15 protein-coding genes are annotated in these 19,086 nt (G+C 45.6%); 13 read left to right on the top strand and 2 right to left on the bottom strand.

Features of this window, described 5'->3' with window-relative positions:
* Positions 1-206 precede the first annotated feature (206 nt).
* Positions 207-782, top strand: coding sequence for a TetR/AcrR family transcriptional regulator (locus tag AC58UW_RS00810; protein WP_497418824.1), 576 nt, complete (start codon positions 207-209; stop codon positions 780-782).
* Between the two features lie 33 nt (positions 783-815).
* On the opposite strand, the gene AC58UW_RS00805 is transcribed toward AC58UW_RS00810, so the two are convergent.
* Complete coding sequence (locus tag AC58UW_RS00805) at positions 816-1,685, bottom strand: helix-turn-helix transcriptional regulator (RefSeq protein WP_497418823.1); 870 nt, start codon at positions 1,683-1,685, stop codon at positions 816-818.
* A 116-nt stretch (positions 1,686-1,801) separates the two neighbouring features.
* On the opposite strand from AC58UW_RS00805, the gene AC58UW_RS00800 reads away from it, so the two are divergent.
* The 10 genes from AC58UW_RS00800 (at position 1,802) to AC58UW_RS00755 (ending at position 13,803) form a co-directional block, all read left to right on the top strand.
* Positions 1,802-2,911 carry a glycoside hydrolase family 172 protein gene (locus AC58UW_RS00800; RefSeq protein ID WP_497418822.1) on the top strand — a complete coding sequence of 370 codons (1,110 nt, stop codon included), beginning with the start codon at positions 1,802-1,804 and terminating at the stop codon, positions 2,909-2,911.
* A 280-nt stretch (positions 2,912-3,191) separates the two neighbouring features.
* On the top strand, positions 3,192-4,784 hold the full coding sequence (locus AC58UW_RS00795; RefSeq protein WP_497418821.1) for an ATP-binding protein: 1,593 nt from the start codon (positions 3,192-3,194) through the stop codon (positions 4,782-4,784).
* A 191-nt stretch (positions 4,785-4,975) separates the two neighbouring features.
* Entirely contained in the window at positions 4,976-7,282 is a 2,307-nt protein-coding gene (locus AC58UW_RS00790) for a helix-turn-helix domain-containing protein (protein ID WP_497418820.1), read from the top strand.
* 287 nt (positions 7,283-7,569) lie between these two features.
* On the top strand, positions 7,570-8,466 hold the full coding sequence (locus AC58UW_RS00785; RefSeq protein ID WP_497418819.1) for an ABC transporter permease: 897 nt from the start codon (positions 7,570-7,572) through the stop codon (positions 8,464-8,466).
* An 18-nt stretch (positions 8,467-8,484) separates the two neighbouring features.
* Positions 8,485-9,381, top strand: coding sequence for a carbohydrate ABC transporter permease (locus AC58UW_RS00780; protein ID WP_497418818.1), 897 nt, complete (start codon positions 8,485-8,487; stop codon positions 9,379-9,381).
* A 117-nt stretch (positions 9,382-9,498) separates the two neighbouring features.
* A complete protein-coding gene (locus AC58UW_RS00775; protein ID WP_497418817.1) occupies positions 9,499-11,181 on the top strand; it encodes an extracellular solute-binding protein in 1,683 nt (560 codons plus the stop codon).
* Between the two features lie 90 nt (positions 11,182-11,271).
* Positions 11,272-12,162 carry an SGNH/GDSL hydrolase family protein gene (locus AC58UW_RS00770; RefSeq protein WP_497418816.1) on the top strand — a complete coding sequence of 297 codons (891 nt, stop codon included), beginning with the start codon at positions 11,272-11,274 and terminating at the stop codon, positions 12,160-12,162.
* A gap of 107 nt (positions 12,163-12,269) precedes the next feature.
* A complete protein-coding gene (locus AC58UW_RS00765) occupies positions 12,270-12,683 on the top strand; it encodes a DoxX family protein (RefSeq protein ID WP_497418815.1) in 414 nt (137 codons plus the stop codon).
* Positions 12,684-12,757: 74 nt separating this feature from the next.
* Complete coding sequence (locus tag AC58UW_RS00760; protein WP_497418814.1) at positions 12,758-13,456, top strand: pirin family protein; 699 nt, start codon at positions 12,758-12,760, stop codon at positions 13,454-13,456.
* 20 nt (positions 13,457-13,476) lie between these two features.
* Positions 13,477-13,803 carry a hypothetical protein gene (locus AC58UW_RS00755; protein ID WP_497418813.1) on the top strand — a complete coding sequence of 109 codons (327 nt, stop codon included), beginning with the start codon at positions 13,477-13,479 and terminating at the stop codon, positions 13,801-13,803.
* Positions 13,804-14,069: 266 nt separating this feature from the next.
* Here the strand turns inward: AC58UW_RS00755 and AC58UW_RS00750 are convergent, their stop codons facing one another.
* Positions 14,070-14,984, bottom strand: coding sequence for a helix-turn-helix domain-containing protein (locus AC58UW_RS00750; protein WP_497418812.1), 915 nt, complete (start codon positions 14,982-14,984; stop codon positions 14,070-14,072).
* 121 nt (positions 14,985-15,105) lie between these two features.
* Here AC58UW_RS00750 and AC58UW_RS00745 point away from each other — a divergent pair, with 121 nt between their 5' ends.
* Together AC58UW_RS00745 and AC58UW_RS00740 are read left to right on the top strand one after the other, a co-directional pair.
* Positions 15,106-17,619 (top strand): glycoside hydrolase family 2 TIM barrel-domain containing protein, encoded by a 2,514-nt coding sequence (locus tag AC58UW_RS00745; protein ID WP_497418811.1) that lies wholly within the window; start codon positions 15,106-15,108, stop codon positions 17,617-17,619.
* 24 nt (positions 17,620-17,643) lie between these two features.
* Positions 17,644-18,795 (top strand): glycoside hydrolase family 88 protein, encoded by a 1,152-nt coding sequence (locus tag AC58UW_RS00740; protein ID WP_497418810.1) that lies wholly within the window; start codon positions 17,644-17,646, stop codon positions 18,793-18,795.
* Positions 18,796-19,086: the final 291 nt, after the last annotated feature.

The following is a 19,086-nucleotide window of genomic DNA, read 5'->3' as shown; positions in this document are numbered from 1 at the left end:
ACAAGAATTCTTGTAAATTTCTGTCTTAAATCAAACAAAAATGTTGGATTTATGCTAAATATTACTAAAGTAATTATTGAAAAGTCATAATTTCATGTCAATTTATGATGGAAGTCCTCACTTTGTGGGGACTTTTTGTCGTCCAGATCCATGCGGGAGTCTGCAAGATCATGCTATACTAGACATTGTAAAAGAGGAGGCTGAATATGGCTAGAAACAAAGAGTTTGATGTAAGTACCGTGCTGCGAAAGGCCATGCATCTATTTTGGGAGCAGGGCTATGAGAAAACTTCCATGCAAGATTTAGTGACACATATGGGGATACATCGAAGAAGTATATACGATACATTCGGAGACAAACATAGCTTATATATGAAAGCCGTAGAGAAATACGGGGAATTGTTGGAAAGTTCTGTTCATAAAAAAGTGGATGATCCTACTCCGATTAAGCAAGCAATCAGACGAATGTTTGAATTCGCCATCATGGCAGAGAATGATCGACCTAAAGGGTGCTTAATAGTGAATACAGCTGTTGAGTTGGCTATTTGTGATGCCGAGGCCGCTGACAAAGTGAATCAAAGTTTTATTAGAACAGAGGATACTCTATACGAACTAGTGTTGCGTGGCAAGGAAACGGGAGAGATTGGAAGTCATCTTGATGTACTTAAGACTTCGCAGTTTTTAAACAATGCCTTCATTGGATTATGCGTGTTGGTTAAAACGACAGATGATAAAGATAAACTAGTGGGTATTATTGATACAACACTAGCTATATTGGATTAAAAAATAGACGGAGCCACGCGGTAAGTGGCCCCTCTATCGGTTTACCCGAAAGTGCGAGGGGCTTTTGCCCATAACGGTTTTAAACGCTCGACTGAACGTATGGATATTAGCAAACCCCAGCTGTTCAGCGATCTGACTCAAGGGTGTGTTAGAAAATTGAATTCTATTCTTGGCTCGTTCCATGCGGATATGTTGATGGTACTGGATGGGAGTCATTTGAAACATCGTTTTGAATAGATGAATAAGATGAAATTTACTCACATGAAACTTCTCCGATAACTCCTCGAGTGTCACGTTCTGATTGACATGTCGGTCAATATAGGTGCGAATTTCGGATAAAAATTCGACCTGGCCCACTTTGTTTGTTTTGCCGCCATAATATTGCTCCCGTAAGAGAATAGCAAGCAGATCAAGCATAGCGCCTTTGACACGGAACGCATAATAGGGAGGTTTGGTTTCATGCTCAAGAATGAGATCGAACAGCACCCGTTCCAAGTGGGCGGTATCCCGAGGACGAAAATGATTCGGGATGAAATAAGGAGGTGTGGAGAGCAAGTCCTCCCGAAACCATCCTTTTTCTTTCTCGGTCATCTGATCGATGGTCTTAAATGAAACGGTAACCTCTTGGCTATCCGGCAGAACGTTAAGGTCGAAATGAACATGAGGCTGCCGAATCGTTTGTGTCCCTTTTGACTTTATCGCGTGTCGTTGGCCCGGTTTAAACAAGAATACATCCCCTGGACAGCCTTCGTAAATTTGCTCTTCCACCCTTACTTCCAAATGCCCTTCCATCAGAAACAGAAGCTCATAATCCCAAATCATACGTTCCTCAATGGTCCATGGAGTCTCGATAACACTATCCATCGCGACACGGATATAAGGTGAAATTTGATCCAATTCCATCATAACACCTCAGCAATATATGGTAAGTAAATCGGCAATCTATGCTAAATAAATGAGGATAAAACGCTTTATAATGGTAGTATCTACAACAATATATGATACAAGAGGTGATGGACATGCTGCAACTGCATGGTTTGGGAAATGGCTTATCTACGGCTCCTCTCGTGACAAACGGGCGGACACGTTCCATTACGGCGGAAAATATGGCGGGGGAGAAAGGGCAGGGAGGCAAGGCAGCGAGCAACTTAGGAATCGCCAGAAAAGGGCGTCCTTGCATTGATTTAAAACAAGGTGAAACGGCTACGCTTGCCCATATCCAGGGCGGCGCTGGCGTGCTTCAGCACTTTTGGATCACGGTTACTGATAAAACAGGTGCCAAAGGGCATAATGCACAGTTCGTACTTCGTGACCTGGTGCTTAGAATGTATTGGGATGACGAAGAAACGCCATCCGTTGAAGTTCCGCTTGGCGATTTCTTCTGCAATGGCTTCGCCAGACGAACTAACGTCAATTCGCTGCCGATTTCCGTGAACCCGACCGGCGGGATGAACTGCTATTTCGCCATGCCTTTCCGGACCTCAGCGAAAATAACAATTGAAAACCAACACGCCTATGATATTGGCGGATTCTTCTATACATTTAACTATACGCTTGTTGATGAGCTGCCCGAGAATGCGGCTTATTTCCATGCTCAATGGCGCAGAGAGCGCCTCACCGAGATTGGTAAGGATTACACGATATTGGACAATGTCAAAGGTTCTGGTCAATATGTGGGTACATACTTGGCATGGGCAGCGCTTGAAAGGAATTGGTGGGGAGAAGGCGAGATAAAGTTCTATATGGATGGCGATGACGAGTGGCCGACCATTTGCGGAACAGGGACCGAGGATTATGTCGGGGGCGCGTGGTGTTTCTCCAATTTGAAAATGGGCGAACCAGAGTCCTATTCAACGCCTTATTTAGGATATACGTACTACAAAGATACAACTAACATTGATCCATGGTCTGGTCACCAGGTGCCTATGCATGGGATGTATCGCTGGCATTTGCCCGATCCCATCCGATTTGAGAGTGATCTGAAAGTAACGATTCAGCAAATTGGTCATGATCATTCGCAATTATTTGAGAGATCCGATGATGTCTCTTCGGTTGCTTACTGGTATCAGATGGAGCCCCATGCGGATTTTCCAAACCTGCTGCCGGTCCAACTTAGATGGCCTAGATAATGGCATTTAGCGTGTATTCCGCGGCACTAGATCGTTAATCTTCGGTATCTAAAAAATAGGGGTTGTCTCTTATGGTCTACACGGCCAAGAGGACAATCCCTCTTTTTTGTGCCTTTGTGATCATTAGAGGCAGCGAAATGGAGTGAGAATGTGCCTAATATAGTACATTGGTTTTATATTTATTAGATAGTGTACTATGGTATAATTTACTAAAATAGGATTGAAATCAAGATCTGAGTCAATGTCGTACCGAAAGATGAGCAAAAATGAGGAGAATCATATGGAACTATGGATTGAAGAATCCCGCCAAAGGTGCTCGCAGCAAGGTTTGGACCCCACCAAAATACCTGTACCAGGTTTTAAACTGACGGCCAAACAGCTTCAAGAAGAGAAGCATAAGTATCGGAAGATTCTAGTGGTAACTAATTATTTTGCAGAAAAATTATTAGCCTTCTTGTCAGGGACACCTCATCTCATAGTCGTAACGAATGATACAGGTTATATAATAGATAATTATGGCGATGAGACGATGAAGTCGACAATCAATAGGCTTGGCATCCAAGAAGGCATCAAGTGTGATGAAGAATTTATGGGGACGAATGTGGTAGCGCTTGCTCTTCTTGAACAGAAACCCATTCAGATTATCGGTAAAGAGCATTATCATAAGATGCTGGAGGAGAGTGCTTGTTATTGCGTTCCCTTCCATTTCTCCAACTTCCACAACTTATCAGGTGCCATTTCAATCATGACCTCAGTAGAGCATCATCACCCTACGTATCTAGCCCTGCTTGCTAATATGGTGGATTCTATTGAGCGTGAGTTGTCTCTGCGCCTCACGAATCATAATCAGAGCCTGATTCAGCAGCTTGTGGTGAACAATATGCGCAATGGGATCATTATGACGGACGAACGAGGGATCATCACAGAGTTCAATGCGTATGCGGAAAAAATTACGGGAAGAAATCGGAAGAGTGTGACAGGCACACCGGTATTTCCTTTTGAACATTTTGGCAGCTATTTTTATCAAGCGCTGAAATATCGCAAGCAAAGCGAGAATATCGAGCTTACTTTTCGTTATTCTTTGGATCAAGAAAATGTGTGCCTCTTTGATGTGCTTCCCATCTTGAATGAACACGGTGAACTACTGGGCGCTTTCGCTCAATTTCGTGATATAACAGATCGTGTGATCTTGGAGCGTCAGTGGATTAATTCGGAGAAGTTTTCGGCCATTGGCAAACTGGCAGCGGGTTTAGCACATGAAATCAGGAATCCTCTTACAGCTATCATTGGTTTTTTTCAGTTAAGTAAACAGTCTAATGATCCTACCAAATTATGGAGTTACGTTCATCTAATCGAAACTGAGCTTCAAAGTATGAAGCAGCTTGTATCCGATTTTGTCGTTATGGCCAAGCCAAGCACACCAGAACGAAAAGCCGTGAACATGCAGGAATTTCTAAAGGATACGGTGCGATTCATGGATAGTCAGGCTATTCTAAAAAACACATCGATTACGGCGACAATGGATAACGCCCTAATGGTTGCGATGATTGACCCTACTCAAATCAAACAGGTCCTTATTAACCTTCTTCAGAATGCGATCGAATCGATTGGGAAGAATGGAACCATTCAGCTGTGCGCCGAATTGGCACATGACCATCAAAGCTTCAAAATCAGTATTGAAGATAATGGCATCGGCATGACGAAGGAAGAATTGGATCAAATTCTGAACCCCTTCTTTACAACCAAAGAGAATGGATTGGGACTTGGCTTATCGATTTGTTATCGTATTATTGAAAATCACAAAGGAACAATTACAGCAACCTCTCGAAAAGGCTACGGGACGCGGTTTGAGGTTACGTTGCCTTTAGATTGATTGGTCGATAGCCGGGATAAGTGCTCGCTCACTTCAGTTGAAGTGAGTTTTTTATTTCGGCGAGAAAACCTGATATTTTTGCTTGAAAAGGAAATTTGTATGGTTGTAAGACTATTGTACCCTATGCGATAATGCCCTAATTTTATATAATGAATAGAGGGTAAGCGCTATCTCAGAAAGGGGAATTACTAGTGCCCAAGTTCTCAGGCGTGTTTAGGAAGTTTCTTTTTTCGTACATCCTTATTTTAATCATTCCTAGCATTGCGGGGTACATGTCTTACCGCACCTCAATTGCTGTCACGCAATCCATTTCGATTGATAACAATGTGACGCAGCTGCAGAAGAGCCAAGAAATTCTGGAGCGCAGAATGGCTGAGGTGGAAAGCTTCACTAGGCAGCTGGCTTTGAATCAAGATTTAAGCGTGCTCTTGAATGAAAGCGTAGTGGATCAGAAAACCAATGTGTATGGCATTTGGAAAATATCAAGGGATATTATGGCGTATAGTCAGACCAATGACTTTTTGAAGCACTTTTTTATTTACTTCACCAAGGTTAACGTGCTTGTGACGCCTGGGAACGCCTATTTTCGACCGGAGCATTTTTATCAGACTTCGCATTACAACAATCTTTCATTAGATGAATGGAAAAAAACCATTTTAGAAAAAACGCATAGCAATGAAATCATGCCGCTGAGTCCTTACGTTACTGGTGGAACACAGACTTCCGTCATTACATTTATGCAATCGCTTCCATTAGATAGCTTTAGTGACTCTTCTCCAGCTACAGTGGTTACGATTATAGATGATAAAACGATTAACAGCGTGTTATCGGGTTTGCGAAATGAAACCGGCAGTTGGATGTACATTAGCGACGCGCAAGGACATACCATTAGCCTGCAGGGAATTACCCAGCCTGAGATTGAGCAGCTCTCTGCAGATCCACAGTTTGATAAAGGGTCTGTCAGCCAATTCTATAAGGACGATCTCGTGATCAAAATTCGTTCCAAAACAACGGGCTGGGTTTACAGTACGGGGATTCCAAGACATGTTTTAATGGCAAATGCGAATAAAATCAAATACATCACCTGGTCGGTAACAGGTGCTGCCCTGCTGATTGGTCTTCTTGTAGGCTACTTGCTTTCGTACCGCAACACGCTTCCAATTACAAGGCTGCTTCAGGTAATGAAAGAGCATTTTGGCAAGGAAGAGGCGCAAGCGCGCAATGAATATGATTTTATACAGGGTAACATATCGAATATTTTGATGAACAGCAAACACTTAGAGTCTGAGCTCAAACGGCAGCTTCCATTGATTAGGGATGCTTTCTATAAGCGGCTAATTGCAGGCGAGTTTCAAACCAGGGAAGAAATCATGTCTGCGGCTGCTCAGGCGGATACCGGTGTCAGCTTCAACTCTGGATACACAGGTATTCTGCAAATCAATGGATACTCAGATATGGAAAGCGTTGAAATTCTTAACGAATTGAGCGCTGCCAGACTGATCCTGAAGCAAATTTTGATGGAAGATGAAGGTCGCGTGCTGGTCCATATGACCGATTTGGGTTCGGATCGATTGGTTCTCCTCTTGACATCCAGAGATCAAGAAGCTGGGGAGGAAGTCAGTAAGGATGATGTTGAGCAGCTTGTGAACAGGCTAGTCAATCTTGCCTTTGGTGAATACCGCATTACGATAACGGCAGGGCTAAGCGACCCCTTTACCTCCGTGATGGAAGTTAGCCGATCCTACGAGCAAGCAAGGCAGGCATTGGAAAACGCTATTTATATGAACAAAAAAGGAATCGTATGGTTGGGCGATACACGAATTGAGAGCAATACGTACTATTATCCCATCGATTTGGAACTGCGATTGATTAGTACAATCAGGGCAGGCGATGACGAGGAAGCAGGGCGTATCGTCAAGTCGATGATCGAGCAGAATACGGACAATCGCGAGCTTTCCATGGAAATGAAGCACCAGTTCATCGGGGAATTGAAAGGAACGCTGCTCAAGCTGCTAGACCAGAAGGCGATTATGGAATCCCCTTTGTTCGAGAAAATCAAAAATCGTATTATTGCTATTGTGACCAGCGAATCCATTGAACTTATTTCCCAAGAAATAAATGAGATTATTGCAGAGATGTGCGGCCTTATCACGAATAAAAAGAACGATGCTCACTCTCGAACGGTGAAACAAATTAATGAATTTATCGCGGCCAGGTATGCAGATCCAGATCTTAACTTATACCGAATTGCGGAGCATGTAGAGCGGCCAGAGAAATACATCTCCCAGCTGTATAAAGAGGTGACGGGGACGAATTTATCCGACCATCTGGAGAAAGTGCGAATGGATCATGCGGCGAGTCTTCTTAAAAGGAACCAATACAATGTCGACGAAATTGCTTCGCATGTCGGCTACAACAGTTCCCATTCTTTCCGCCGGGCATTTAAACGAGTGATGGGTGTTTCGCCAAGCTCGTTCCGACAATCTGTCGAGGAATGAAGTCGTTGCAACAATAATCTCGTCCAACTGTGTCGTTTCACTCATAGAAACCAATAAAAGAGACTATCCCTCCGTCATTTTTCCATGACCTATGGGACAGTCTCTTTTTTGGCCTGAAGAGGTGGCAACGGGTTAATTGGACGTTCTTTTAGGAAAATGGCCTGCGTGATTCGGGCTTTATGTTCGCAATTTGACGCAAATGTACCTATACTACGGCCTCGGCAGCCACCTATAATCAGCCATATAGAAAGCGCTATCACACTTTATCGGATTGTAGGAGGGAGCATGTGAAAAAGAGTCTTATCAAACATTGGCAGCTGTATCTGATCGTGATTCCACCATCTTTATTTTTTCTTATTTTCAAATATTATCCAATGCTAAATGCGGTTCTTGCCTTTAAGGATTACAACGTGACCAAAGGGATTTGGGGAAGCCCCTGGGTTGGCTTTAAGCATTTTCAGCTCTTTTTTGAGAATCCGCTCTTCTGGAGCTTAATCAAAAACACGCTGCTTATCAGTGGTTATTTACTTCTTGCCGGCTTCCCAATTCCTATTTTATTAGCACTGGCGCTCAATGAAATCCGTAATGGCAAGTTTAAACGATTCGTGCAATTAGTTTCGTTTGCCCCTTATTTTATTTCCACCGTTGTCATGGTTTCCATCATCATGCTGTTTCTAGCTCCTCGGCTTGGTTTTGTAAATGTAGCTATGAATTATCTGGGAATGGACTCGATCAATTTTCTCGGGCAACCGGGGATGTTTCGCTCGATCTATGTATGGTCGGATATTTGGCAGACTGCTGGTTATTCTGCTGTTATCTTTCTGGCTGCGCTGGCCGGTGTCGATCCTTCGCTTTATGAAGCAGCCAAAGTGGACGGAGCTTCGCGGTTTCAGAAAATTCGACATATTGATCTGCCAGGCATTCTGCCGACAATCACGATCATCTTTATTTTGAACGTAGGCAGTGTTATGTCATTAGGATTCGAAAAAATTTATTTGCTGCAAAACCCGCTGAACAAAATAAATTCAGAAATAATAGCTACTTATGTGTATCAAATCGGCCTATTAAATGCGAATTATAGTTTTGCGACGGCGGTCGGCTTATTTAATTCCTGTATCAACTTAATTCTGCTCGTTGCTGTGAATCGAGTAGCGAAGCGGCTCTCGAATACGAGTATTTGGTGAGAATGGAGGAACCATGCGATGAACACCGTGAAAACAACGATCCGAGAGTCAGCGGGTGATAAGTTATTTGTAATTAGCATCTACGTGATCCTGAGTCTGCTCTTAGTGATCGTTTTATATCCGCTGATTTATATTCTTAGCTCCTCGTTCAGTTCACCAGCGGCTGTGACGTCAGGGCGAGTGTGGTTATGGCCGGTGGAATTTTCTCTTAAAGGATACGCCCAGCTCATGGAAAATCCGAAAATCATCACCGGCTATGCGAATTCCTTATTTTATACAGCGGTTGGCACACTGATCTCGGTAACGCTTACGATTATGATTGCTTATCCACTGTCACGTAAAACATTCAAGGGACGAAATGTCCTTATGATGTTAGTTACATTCACGTTGTTATTTACCGGCGGGCTTATTCCTACTTATTTAGTCGTGAAGCAGATGGGACTTATTGATACGAGATGGGCTTTGTTAATTCCCAATGCGATTTGGGTCTGGCAAGTCATCATTGCCCGAACGTTCTTTCAAACCTCGATTCCCGATGAGCTCATTGATTCCAGTGAGATTGACGGCTGCAGTGATCTCAGATTTATGTGGAGCGTCGTGATTCCGTTGTCCAAACCGATTATCGCTGTTTTATTCCTCATGTATGCGGTTGGTCAGTGGAATGCCTATTTCGATGCGCTTATTTATCTCAAAACCGCCCAGCTTTTCCCACTTCAACTTATTTTGCGCAGCATTATCATTCTGAATAACAGCTCGAATGCAACGGATGCTTTGAAGCTGGTTGAAAGACAGCAGCTAGCTGAGCTTCTGAAATATTCGCTGATTGTTGTTGCGACGATTCCTGTGCTGATTATCTACCCGTTTGTACAGCGCTATTTCGTGCAAGGGATGCTAGTTGGTTCTGTTAAAGGATAGTGAAAAGAGGGATAAGGCCATCGCTTGAAGAATTGAAAGGGGTGATCGACGGGAACTTACAGGCTAAGGATGAACCTATAAGTTAGCTTTTCAAATCAGTAAAGGGAGCGGATATCATTGAAAAGAAGATCGGTCAGCGCTTTGATTTTCATCATAATGTTAAGTATGGTTCTTGCTGCATGCACGAGTACACAAGAGGCATCGCCATCGCCATCGTCTAAGCCTTCAACAGATACAGCTTCGCCGAGCGCGGCGCAAGCAGGTAAATCTGTACAAATCAGCGTTTTTGCGCAACAGGCGAACGATATTGATTTGAACACGAACCTGTTCACGAAGCATTTGGAAAGTAAATTTAATGCGAAGTTCAAGTTCGATGTGATCCCTTACGACGGTGCCAAAGAAAAGCGCCAAATCTCGTTAGCGAGCGGCGACTATCCCGAAGCGTATATGTTAACCGCTTATATCGATCAGTTCTCGCAAGCGGATCTTTTGAAATTCGGCAAACAAGGTGTTTTGCTGCCACTTAATGATTTGATTAACCAATATGCTCCTAACATCAAAGCGGCAATGGAGAAGGATGCAACATTCAAAAGCTTTATTACAGCGCCAGACGGCAAAATTTATGGTCTTGGCTCCTATACGCAATGTTTCCACTGCTCTTACCCGAACAAAATGTGGATTAACACAAGCTGGCTGAAAAAATTGAACCTTGAAATGCCGAAAACGACGGAGGATTTCAAAAAGGTGCTCCAAGCCTTCAAAAAGAATGACCCGAATGGCAATGGCAAGGCGGATGAAGTTCCACTTAGCGGTTCGACCGAGGATTTCGGTGTACGCGTCATCCCGTTCCTGATGAACGGCTTCATCTATGATGATGATCGAAATTATTTGAACCTAGTGAATGGGAAAGCGGATACAGTGGCTAATAAGCCGGAATGGAAAGAAGGCCTTACTTATATTAAATCCTTATACGATGAAGGTTTGATCGATCCAGGTGCGTTTACTCAAAATGCGGAAGCTTTTAAGAAAATCGGTGAGAATGGGTCAGGTCAAATTCTTGGTGCAGGCGCGGGCATGCATCCAGCCATCTTCGTTAATATTGATAAAGGCAATAAAAACTCAGCTGATTATAACCCGGTTCCGCCACTTACAGGACCTCATGGCTCCCTGTCCACACATGATGGCGGCGGTCTAATTCCAGGTGCGAAATTCGTCATCACGAATAAGGCGAGCAAAGAAGCGCAAGTTGCCTTAATCAAAATGGTCGATTACATGTTCACCATGGAAGGTCAAACGAATGCGGCATCCGGTATGGAAGGCATTGACTGGAGAAAGCCGAAGGAAGGCGAAGTGGCACTGGGCAAAGGGGTTACACCACAAATCGCAACGATTCCTGCGGTTGACGGACAGCCGCCTCGTAACGCGGGATGGAGCGGTATGGGCCATTTCTACCAGCCGCAGGAATATCGCGACAGTATCGTACAAGGTACGGATGTATACGATTCCGCCAATTACGAGCGCAGATTGTATAATGCGACATTGCTGTACCAAGGACATGAACCGAAGGAACTGTTCCCGATGTGGGCGATATGGATTGATCCGGCGCTGACAGATGAGGCGAGTATTCTTCAAACCAACATCAAGAACTATATCGAGCAAAGCGCGCTCCAGTTTATTACGGGGAACAAAGATTTGAATAAAGATTGGGACGTTTATGTGAAAGGTCTCGACAACCTGAAGCTCGGCAGATATCTGGAAATTCTCCAAAAAGCGTACGATACGGCAGCGATTAAGAAATAAGGTATGGGATGGGGCTGTCGAAATGGGTCAGGAGTGACCTGTTCAATAGCCCCATTTTTCGATTGACAATACTAGGTGGGGGTATTATTGATGACGGAAGGAAAGAGAATCCTGTTCCTGGGGGACAGTATAACGGCTGAAGGAACGTTTATTGCCTATTTAGAGACATGCCTGCTTCAACGCTTTCCTGATCAGCGGTTTACATTGATTAACCTTGGTGTGCCTAGTGAGACAGCTTCGGGTTTATCAGAGGAAGATCATCCATTTCCGCGGCCTTGTGTCCATGAACGGATCGAACGTGCGCTACGGATAGGTAAACCCGATTGGGTCGTGTTAGGTTACGGCATGAACGATGGAATCTATTCACCTTTTTCCTTAGAAAGATTTCGAGCTTATCAAAATGGGTTGCTTGAAGCTATCCGGCTTGTCCGCTCAAGCGGTGCCAAGGCTATCGTCATGACGCCGCCGCCATTTGATTCATCAGCCATAAGACGAGAAACCCTCCTGGCTGATGGTAATAATGATAAAGCGTACAGCTATTTGACTCCCTATGAACATTACAACGATGTTCTTAGAGCTTATGCGCGCTGGTTACTTTCGCAGGATGGGATTGCTGATGAGATGGTGAATATCTATGATCCGCTGCAGCAAGCTAGAGAACAGGCGCGAATTAACGATCCTGACTATCGCTCTGGTGATGGGATTCATCCTCACGCTGACGGCCATTGGTTAATCGCCGAAACGCTTCTCACTCATTTATTTCATGTGAGCTGTATACCAAGCCCAACGTATGTCGATCAGCCAGAGAGCTCGCCATTCTTTCAGCTCGTTTTGCAGCGCCAAAAAGTGCTAGGTGCAGCTTGGAAAGAACATATCGGTCATTCCAATCCGAATAAAGCGTTAGCCTTACCTCTGGAAACTGCACTGCTAGAAGGAGAGAACTTAGCGGGGCAAATGAAAGACCATTCTTCTATTTTTTAGAAGGTGGTCTTATTTAGTTGCTTGACAAAAGTAAGTATATAACGATATTATACGTACATAAAGTTAAATACTTTAAAAAAGTTAGCATTGAAAGGGGAAGTTATAGAGTGAAGAGTTATCAACAAATGGGTGCATTGCTATTAAGAGTGCTGCTCGGAATTATCTTTTTGTCACATGGTGTTGCAAAATTCCAAGGAGGAATCGGCAATATTGCAGGTTGGTTTGAAAGTATCGGTATTCCTGGATCCATGGCCTATGTCGTGGCAACGATCGAATTGGTTGGTGGGATTGCTTTGATTCTAGGACTAGGTACACGTATTGTGTCCGCAATATTGGCAATTATTCTGCTTATTGCAACGTTCAAAGTGAAGCTGGCTGTCGGTTTTCTTGGAAATGGCCAAATGGCTGGATATGAGCTAGATCTTGCTTTGATCGGTATGGCTGTCTATCTGTTATTCAACGGAAGCCATAAGCTTGCGATAGATTCGCTCTTTAAAAAGGGTCAATCTACAGCGCTATAAACGTTCAAATATAAGGTATATGAGTTTCTTACTTGTAAATAATAGGTCGGTGGAGTTTGAAACGGAGGGGTCCTATGATTCAGATTTATGCAGCAGACGACCGTTACCAAGTCAATTTAGGATGGCTTCAAAGCCGATTAAGCTTCTCGTTCGGGGAGTATTATGATCCGACGAATACCGACTTCGGGGTTATGCGTGTTTGTAACGATGATGTTGTTGCACCGGGCAGAGGTTTTGGCGCTCACCCGCACAGTGATATGGAAATCGTGACGATTGTGCTTACAGGAGCAATTCAGCATACGGATAATCTTGGCAACTCGGAGATTACATCAGCGGGAGAAGTGCAGCGGATGAGTGCGGGGACGGGGATTGTACATGCAGAATATAATGCTTCCAAAACAGAGTCGACACGTTTTTTGCAGCTTTGGTTTGAGCCTAATGAGCTGGGATTGTTGCCAACTTATGAAACCCGCCGATACGCCTCCGATCAATTGCGAAATGCATGGTTGCCCGTTGTAACACCAGAGGGATCTGAGCAAGCGGCGATGATCAACCAAGACCTGACGCTTTATTTGGGACGACTTGATCAAGGAAAGGCGTTATCATTTGAGCAAAAAGAAGGGCGTCGCGTGTTTATGTTTGTCATCGAAGGACAAGTTACCCTAAGTGGAAAACAGCTCAGAGAAGGCGATACGGCTCGCATCGAGTCTGAATCCAGCCTAACTGTTGGAGCAGAGGAAGACGCATTTATCATGCTGATTGATCTCCCATAACGGAACCAAGGAGGTATGTAATGAAAGAAGTACTCATTGTTAAACATGCCGTCGGAGGCCGTACATTTATTCACTCAGGAACAGAGTCACTTAGCTATGACGTACTTCCAGATGGTGAGGGCTGGCGTATCACGATTGCCACACCTAATAACGCGGCTATCGAGGAGCTGCTTAAATGGAAGCACGAGCTGAATGTTTTTCTCTTTCAGGAGTTTGACGATCAGCCGACACGGAAAATTTGGTTCTACGTAAAAGAAGGTCCGGTCAAGTATGAAGACCAGCTCCAGCAGCTGACGATCAAGGCTCAGTCCCGGATTGATTATGTGCCGGATGAGTTTGACATGTGAAAACCATATATATAGAAGAAAGCTGTCACAAAAGTAGATTTTTCTACGTTGGTGACAGCTTTTTTTGATGGGTATAGACACTGGGCTGCTCTTGTAGAAAAGCATACTGAACATTTCCGGCCCAGATTGGGCACCTGAATTGTTATCTCATTGGACGAATTCCAATGAACCAAACTCCACCAACCAAACCCCACCTACCAAACCCCACCCAATTAAACCCAAGCGAAGTTTTGATTTTAAGGGACTTTCTTTATTAAAAGAGCGGGTTACTCTTGACTTAATGAAGCGATATCCTCATAACGATGCATCCCTTTAAACGTGTAAGGCGTGTACCCGACATGTTTTTTGAACAGCTGGCAAAAGTATGAGAAATTGCCAAGCCCAACGGATTCCCCAATGTCTTGAACAGACATGTCGGTTGTTTTGAGCAGCCAGCAAGCCTGACGAATGCGTCTGGCAGTCAAATATTCCGTAATCGTGCTGCCGATCGATTGCCGGAAGGTAGCAGACACGTGGTTCGGAGTAAGGTGAACTGCTTGAGCTAGGTCCTCCAGCTTGAACGGCTTGCTATAATTCTCTTCAATCCAAGAGAGCATTCGCTCAGCCGTTGTTGAGCTTTTGCGCGGATGCACTTGCGCAAGGTCTGTTTGAGAGGTGATGGTCGTCTCGAAACCTGTGCGTACTTGATGGATAAAGGCAGTTAGAAAAAGCAGCTGCTCCTCAAGCAGCCTTTCTGTGCCTTGATCAATAGCAGCCTCAATTCTAGGCGCATAAAGGCGGAATAATTGTTCGAGCTCCATAAGATCTGAACACTGGAACGATTGCGGAGATAACGGATCTTTCCACAGCTTGCGTATAAATTCTTGCAGCGACGGAAAGGCAGCAAGGGCTGCCTCTAACACGGCTGGCTCGAGTACGAAAAGCGAGCGAACATAACGTTCCTGCGGAAGGTTATACATACGAAGACGATGCAGCTGAAACGGTCGAAAACAAAAGATGGCCCCCGGTGTCATTTCAATGATTTGTTGCTCAATTATGGCTATGCCTCTACCTTCATGGACGATGAGAAGCTCCATCCCCTGATGGGCGTGAAAGATTTCCTCGAACTCATACGTTCTATTTTTGAAAAACGATAATTGCACAGGATGAACATTTAAATTCATGTAATTCATTAGCTTCATAATGCAAACTCCTTATCGTAATCTAACAACATTTTATCATAAGAGGGCTAAACATTATTCGCTTTTTTTTTGGTACGATAAAGGTAGGGTATTGAGCAGCAAGAGGAGGAACGACTCGTTCATGAAAAAATGCAGGTTAAACGAAAATTGGGAGCATTATCGCGGATCTTTAGGCGGCGCTTGGGAGGTTTGGCGGTCTGATAAGCTGCAAAATCACTATAACGTGCCGTGGGAAACGGTCACGCTTCCCCACACCTACAATGGGTATGATGTCATGGACCCGGATAGCAAGTACTATCAAGGACAAGGCTGGTACCGAAGCCGGCTGGAGGTCGACAACCCATATCCGAAGGGGAGGACTCTGCTGCATTTTGAAGGTGCTGGACAGCGAACGGATGTGTATGTTTACACGGAGAAAGTGGATTCGCATCTTGGCGGTTACGATGAATTTACCATTGATATCACGGAGGCTGTGGAGCGGGCTAAGGGAATAGAGCGCTATGCGGGGCAGGTTCCAGTGGCAATTGCATGCGATAACAGCAGGGAGCTAGAGACCATTCCCTCTGATGCAAGCGATTTCAATTTGTATGGCGGAGTGTATCGCTATTTGAACCTTGTATATGTACCGCAAATCTCATTGTCCAGTGTGCACGTGCAGACTGATTTGGATGAGATTATGGGTGGAAAAGCGGCGAACGGGAAAGTCAAAGTGCGTGCTAAGCTCTATAATCCGGATGCGAATACCGGAAATGTAACTTTGACGATTACGGTAAAGCAGCAGGATGGCGCGGTTATCGGGCAATCCGAAGTAACTTTACCGGCATGGCAGGGGGAGCAAGAGCTCGCTGCTTTGGAAGTACCACAACCGCAACTATGGTCGGTCACTGAGCCGAACCTCTATCATTGCTCGGTGGCGCTGGTTTGTGAAGATGGCGAAACGACAGTGAATGAGCGCTTTGGTTTTCGCAGTTTTGAGTTTGTAAAGCATGGACCTTTTAAGCTGAATGGAGAGCGTCTTCTGCTGCGCGGAACGCACCGCCACGAGGATCATGCTGGCGTAGGCGCGGCGATGAGCGAGGATTTGATTCGTGAAGAAATGCAGTTGATCAAAGACATGGGCGCTAATTTCATCCGCCTTGGCCACTATCAACAGTCACGAATCGTGCTTGACTTATGCGATGAGCTTGGACTTCTCGTCTGGGAAGAGATTCCTTGGTGCCGCGGCGGTCTTGGCGGACCGGCTTACCGCGAGCAGTGCATCGACATGCTCACCGCGATGATTGAACAGCATTACAATCACCCTTCGATTATCTTATGGGGATTAGGCAATGAGAACGATTGGGAATGCGATTTTGACTATTTCGATCAGCAGGAAATCCGCACATTCATGAAAGAATTGCACGATCTCTCACATCAGCTGGATCCAAGCCGATTAACATCGATTCGCCGCTGTGAATTTTGCAAGGATATCATTGATGTTTATTCGCCTTCGATCTGGGCTGGTTGGTACCGAGGCGTCTATACAGACTATGAGTCAAGCAGTAAAACGGCTTTCGAAAATGTGGATTCCTTCTTCCATATGGAATGGGGCGCAGATAATTTGCCGACGCGGCATGTGGAGGAAGCATATACAGGCTTTACCTTTATGAAGCAATCCGAAGGTGCAACCGACGAGCGGGATGGCGATTACTTGTTGACTGGCGGCGAGCCACGCGTGTCTCGTGATGGCGACTGGTCAGAGACGTATTTCTGCGAAATGATCGATTGGTACTTGAAGTCGCAAGAGAAGATGAGTTGGTTGACTGGGGCAGCACAGTGGTCTTTCAAGGATTTCTCTACGCCGGTGCGGCCGGATTCGCCCATTCCTTATTTGAATATGAAAGGGATCGTCGAACGGGATTTGACGCCGAAAGAAGCCTATTATGTTTTCCAATCGTATTGGTCGGAGAAACCGATGGTGCGCCTATATGGGCATACCATGCCGGTACGCTGGGGAGCTGAAGGCGAGCGGAAGATGATCAAGGTGTATTCCAATGCAGAGGAAGTGGAGCTGTTCCTCAACGGTGAAAGCCTTGGCGTGAAGCGCCGCGATTCGCAAAATTTCCCTTGCGCAGGCTTGCGTTGGGAGACGTTACTCCGCGCAGGCGAGAATCATTTGCGCGCGGAGGCGGTTCGGGATGGTGTTGTAGTGAGCGACGAGCTGAGCTTCCGTTATCAAACGGTGTCATGGGGCGAGCCAGTGCAGCTGGAGCTGACGACAAAAACGTTGGAAGACGGTCGGGTCTATGCAGAAGTACTCGCGTATGATGCGGCAGGTGTGTTTTGCCCGGATGCTGCGGCTTTTGTCCGGTTTGGACTAGCTGGTGACGGAAAGCTGCTGGATAACTTGGGTACGATTCGCGGTTCGAGGCTTACACAGCTTGCGTCTGGCCGAGCAGGGATCTATGTGGATCCGTATGGCGGTTTACCGGCAGGGATTACGGTGACGGATTTTGTGAGTGCAGGCGGCCCGGCATCATCCCTGATCTCAAAGTCGGATGGCAGCCGTGAGGGGCAGCGCCAATATACATCTGTTATCAGTGCGGCTTGCGAAGGAATGCCTACCGTTACAAAGGTAGTTGTAGTGAAGGGTTGAAACCATTAATAGGAGGTAAACGCGATGAGTGTGAATCAAACAGCAACATGGAATGGTGCTCAGAAGTTTGAAGAAATTATGCCACAAGTATGGGAAGCGCTGCAGGTAAAAGTCGATCGGATGATCGAGCAGCTTGGAGAGAAATCCCCTCATGTGGCCAAGGAAGATGGTCTTTACGATGACATGCGGATTGATTGGTGGACATCCGGTTTCTGGCCGGGAATTCTGTGGATTCTTTATGATATGACAGGTAAAGAGCATTATAAGGAAGCCGCATGGCGCTGGGATGAGAAGCTGGAGCAAGCTAGCGTTCGGGCTAACAATTTTCATCACGATGTTGGTTTTCAATATTTGCCTACTGCCGTTATCAAGCATAAATTGACAGGCGACAGTGATGGATTGCGCCGCGGTCTGCAGGCAGCTAATTTCTTGGCTGGCCGGTTTAATCTGGCTGGCAGCTTCCTTCGCGCATGGAATCAAGAGAAAATCGGCTGGTCCATCGTCGATTCCACGATGAACCTGTCCATCCTGTTCTGGGCAGCGGAAATGACGGGCGATCCGCGCTTTGAGCAGATCGGCAGGGCACATGCGGATACGGTTGTTGACAAATTTGTCCGCGAAGACGGCTCGGTGAATCATATCCTGAGCTTCGATCCGAAGACGGGCGAGCTCATTGAATCATTAGGCGGTCAGGGTGCTGGACCGCAGTCAGCTTGGAGCCGCGGTGCCTCATGGGCGCTGCATGGTCTGGCGAACGTCTACCGTTACACGGGAGAAGTGCGTTACTTGCGTGCGGCACAGCGTGTAGCAAACTATTTCTTGGCGTGCCTGCCAGAGGATCATGTGGCACATTGGGATTTCCGTGCGGCTGAATCGTTGGATGATGAGCCAAGGGACACATCGGCCGCTACTTGCGCCGCATCGGGGTTGATTGAACTGGCGGAATTCTTGCCAGCCATTGAAGGCAATGTATACCGCCGCGCAGCGGAGCGTATGCTGCTGTCGCTCACGCAGAATTACGGTACGTGGGATCAGCCGGAGCATCAAGCCATTTTGCGGGAAGGCACTGGCAACAAACCGGCTGGGCAAAACGTGAACGTGTCGCTTATCTACGGCGACTACTATTACGTGGAGTCCATCGCCAAGCTGCTGGGTTGGAAGCAGCGGATTTTCTAGGGCTGTGATACGCCCGTATAATTAGAACCGTCAGGAGGATTAATCTTTCCTGGCGGTTTTTCTTATTTAAATTTTAGCTGTCTGAATTCTTGGTATATAACATCATCATTCTATAACCCTCTCCGCTTTAATCGGAGCTGCTCCCATCCTCCTCTTGGGTGCGTTGAGCCTGCCGCTACTTGTAAATAACGCCAATTACTGAAGCTAATTGCCGCAACTTCTCTACTTTTCTGCAAATAAGTGGAATTTCTGCCGCTAATCCGGTTAGCTATACCGAGTTATTAAGCATTA

This window comes from Paenibacillus sp. J22R160 (assembly GCF_059692135.1).
The sequence above is the reverse complement of the archived record's forward strand: the minus strand, read 5'-3'. Positions and strand labels throughout refer to the sequence as shown.

Coding starts and splice junctions, on each gene's coding strand:
- AC58UW_RS00810 (WP_497418824.1), top strand. CDS start 207: ATGGCTAGAAACAAAGAGTTTGATGTAAGTACCGTGCTGCGAAAGGCC.
- AC58UW_RS00805 (WP_497418823.1), bottom strand. CDS start 1,685: ATGGAATTGGATCAAATTTCACCTTATATCCGTGTCGCGATGGATAGT.
- AC58UW_RS00800 (WP_497418822.1), top strand. CDS start 1,802: ATGCTGCAACTGCATGGTTTGGGAAATGGCTTATCTACGGCTCCTCTC.
- AC58UW_RS00795 (WP_497418821.1), top strand. CDS start 3,192: ATGGAACTATGGATTGAAGAATCCCGCCAAAGGTGCTCGCAGCAAGGT.
- AC58UW_RS00780 (WP_497418818.1), top strand. CDS start 8,485: ATGAACACCGTGAAAACAACGATCCGAGAGTCAGCGGGTGATAAGTTA.
- AC58UW_RS00770 (WP_497418816.1), top strand. CDS start 11,272: ATGACGGAAGGAAAGAGAATCCTGTTCCTGGGGGACAGTATAACGGCT.
- AC58UW_RS00760 (WP_497418814.1), top strand. CDS start 12,758: ATGATTCAGATTTATGCAGCAGACGACCGTTACCAAGTCAATTTAGGA.
- AC58UW_RS00755 (WP_497418813.1), top strand. CDS start 13,477: ATGAAAGAAGTACTCATTGTTAAACATGCCGTCGGAGGCCGTACATTT.
- AC58UW_RS00750 (WP_497418812.1), bottom strand. CDS start 14,984: ATGAAGCTAATGAATTACATGAATTTAAATGTTCATCCTGTGCAATTA.
- AC58UW_RS00745 (WP_497418811.1), top strand. CDS start 15,106: ATGAAAAAATGCAGGTTAAACGAAAATTGGGAGCATTATCGCGGATCT.
- AC58UW_RS00740 (WP_497418810.1), top strand. CDS start 17,644: ATGAGTGTGAATCAAACAGCAACATGGAATGGTGCTCAGAAGTTTGAA.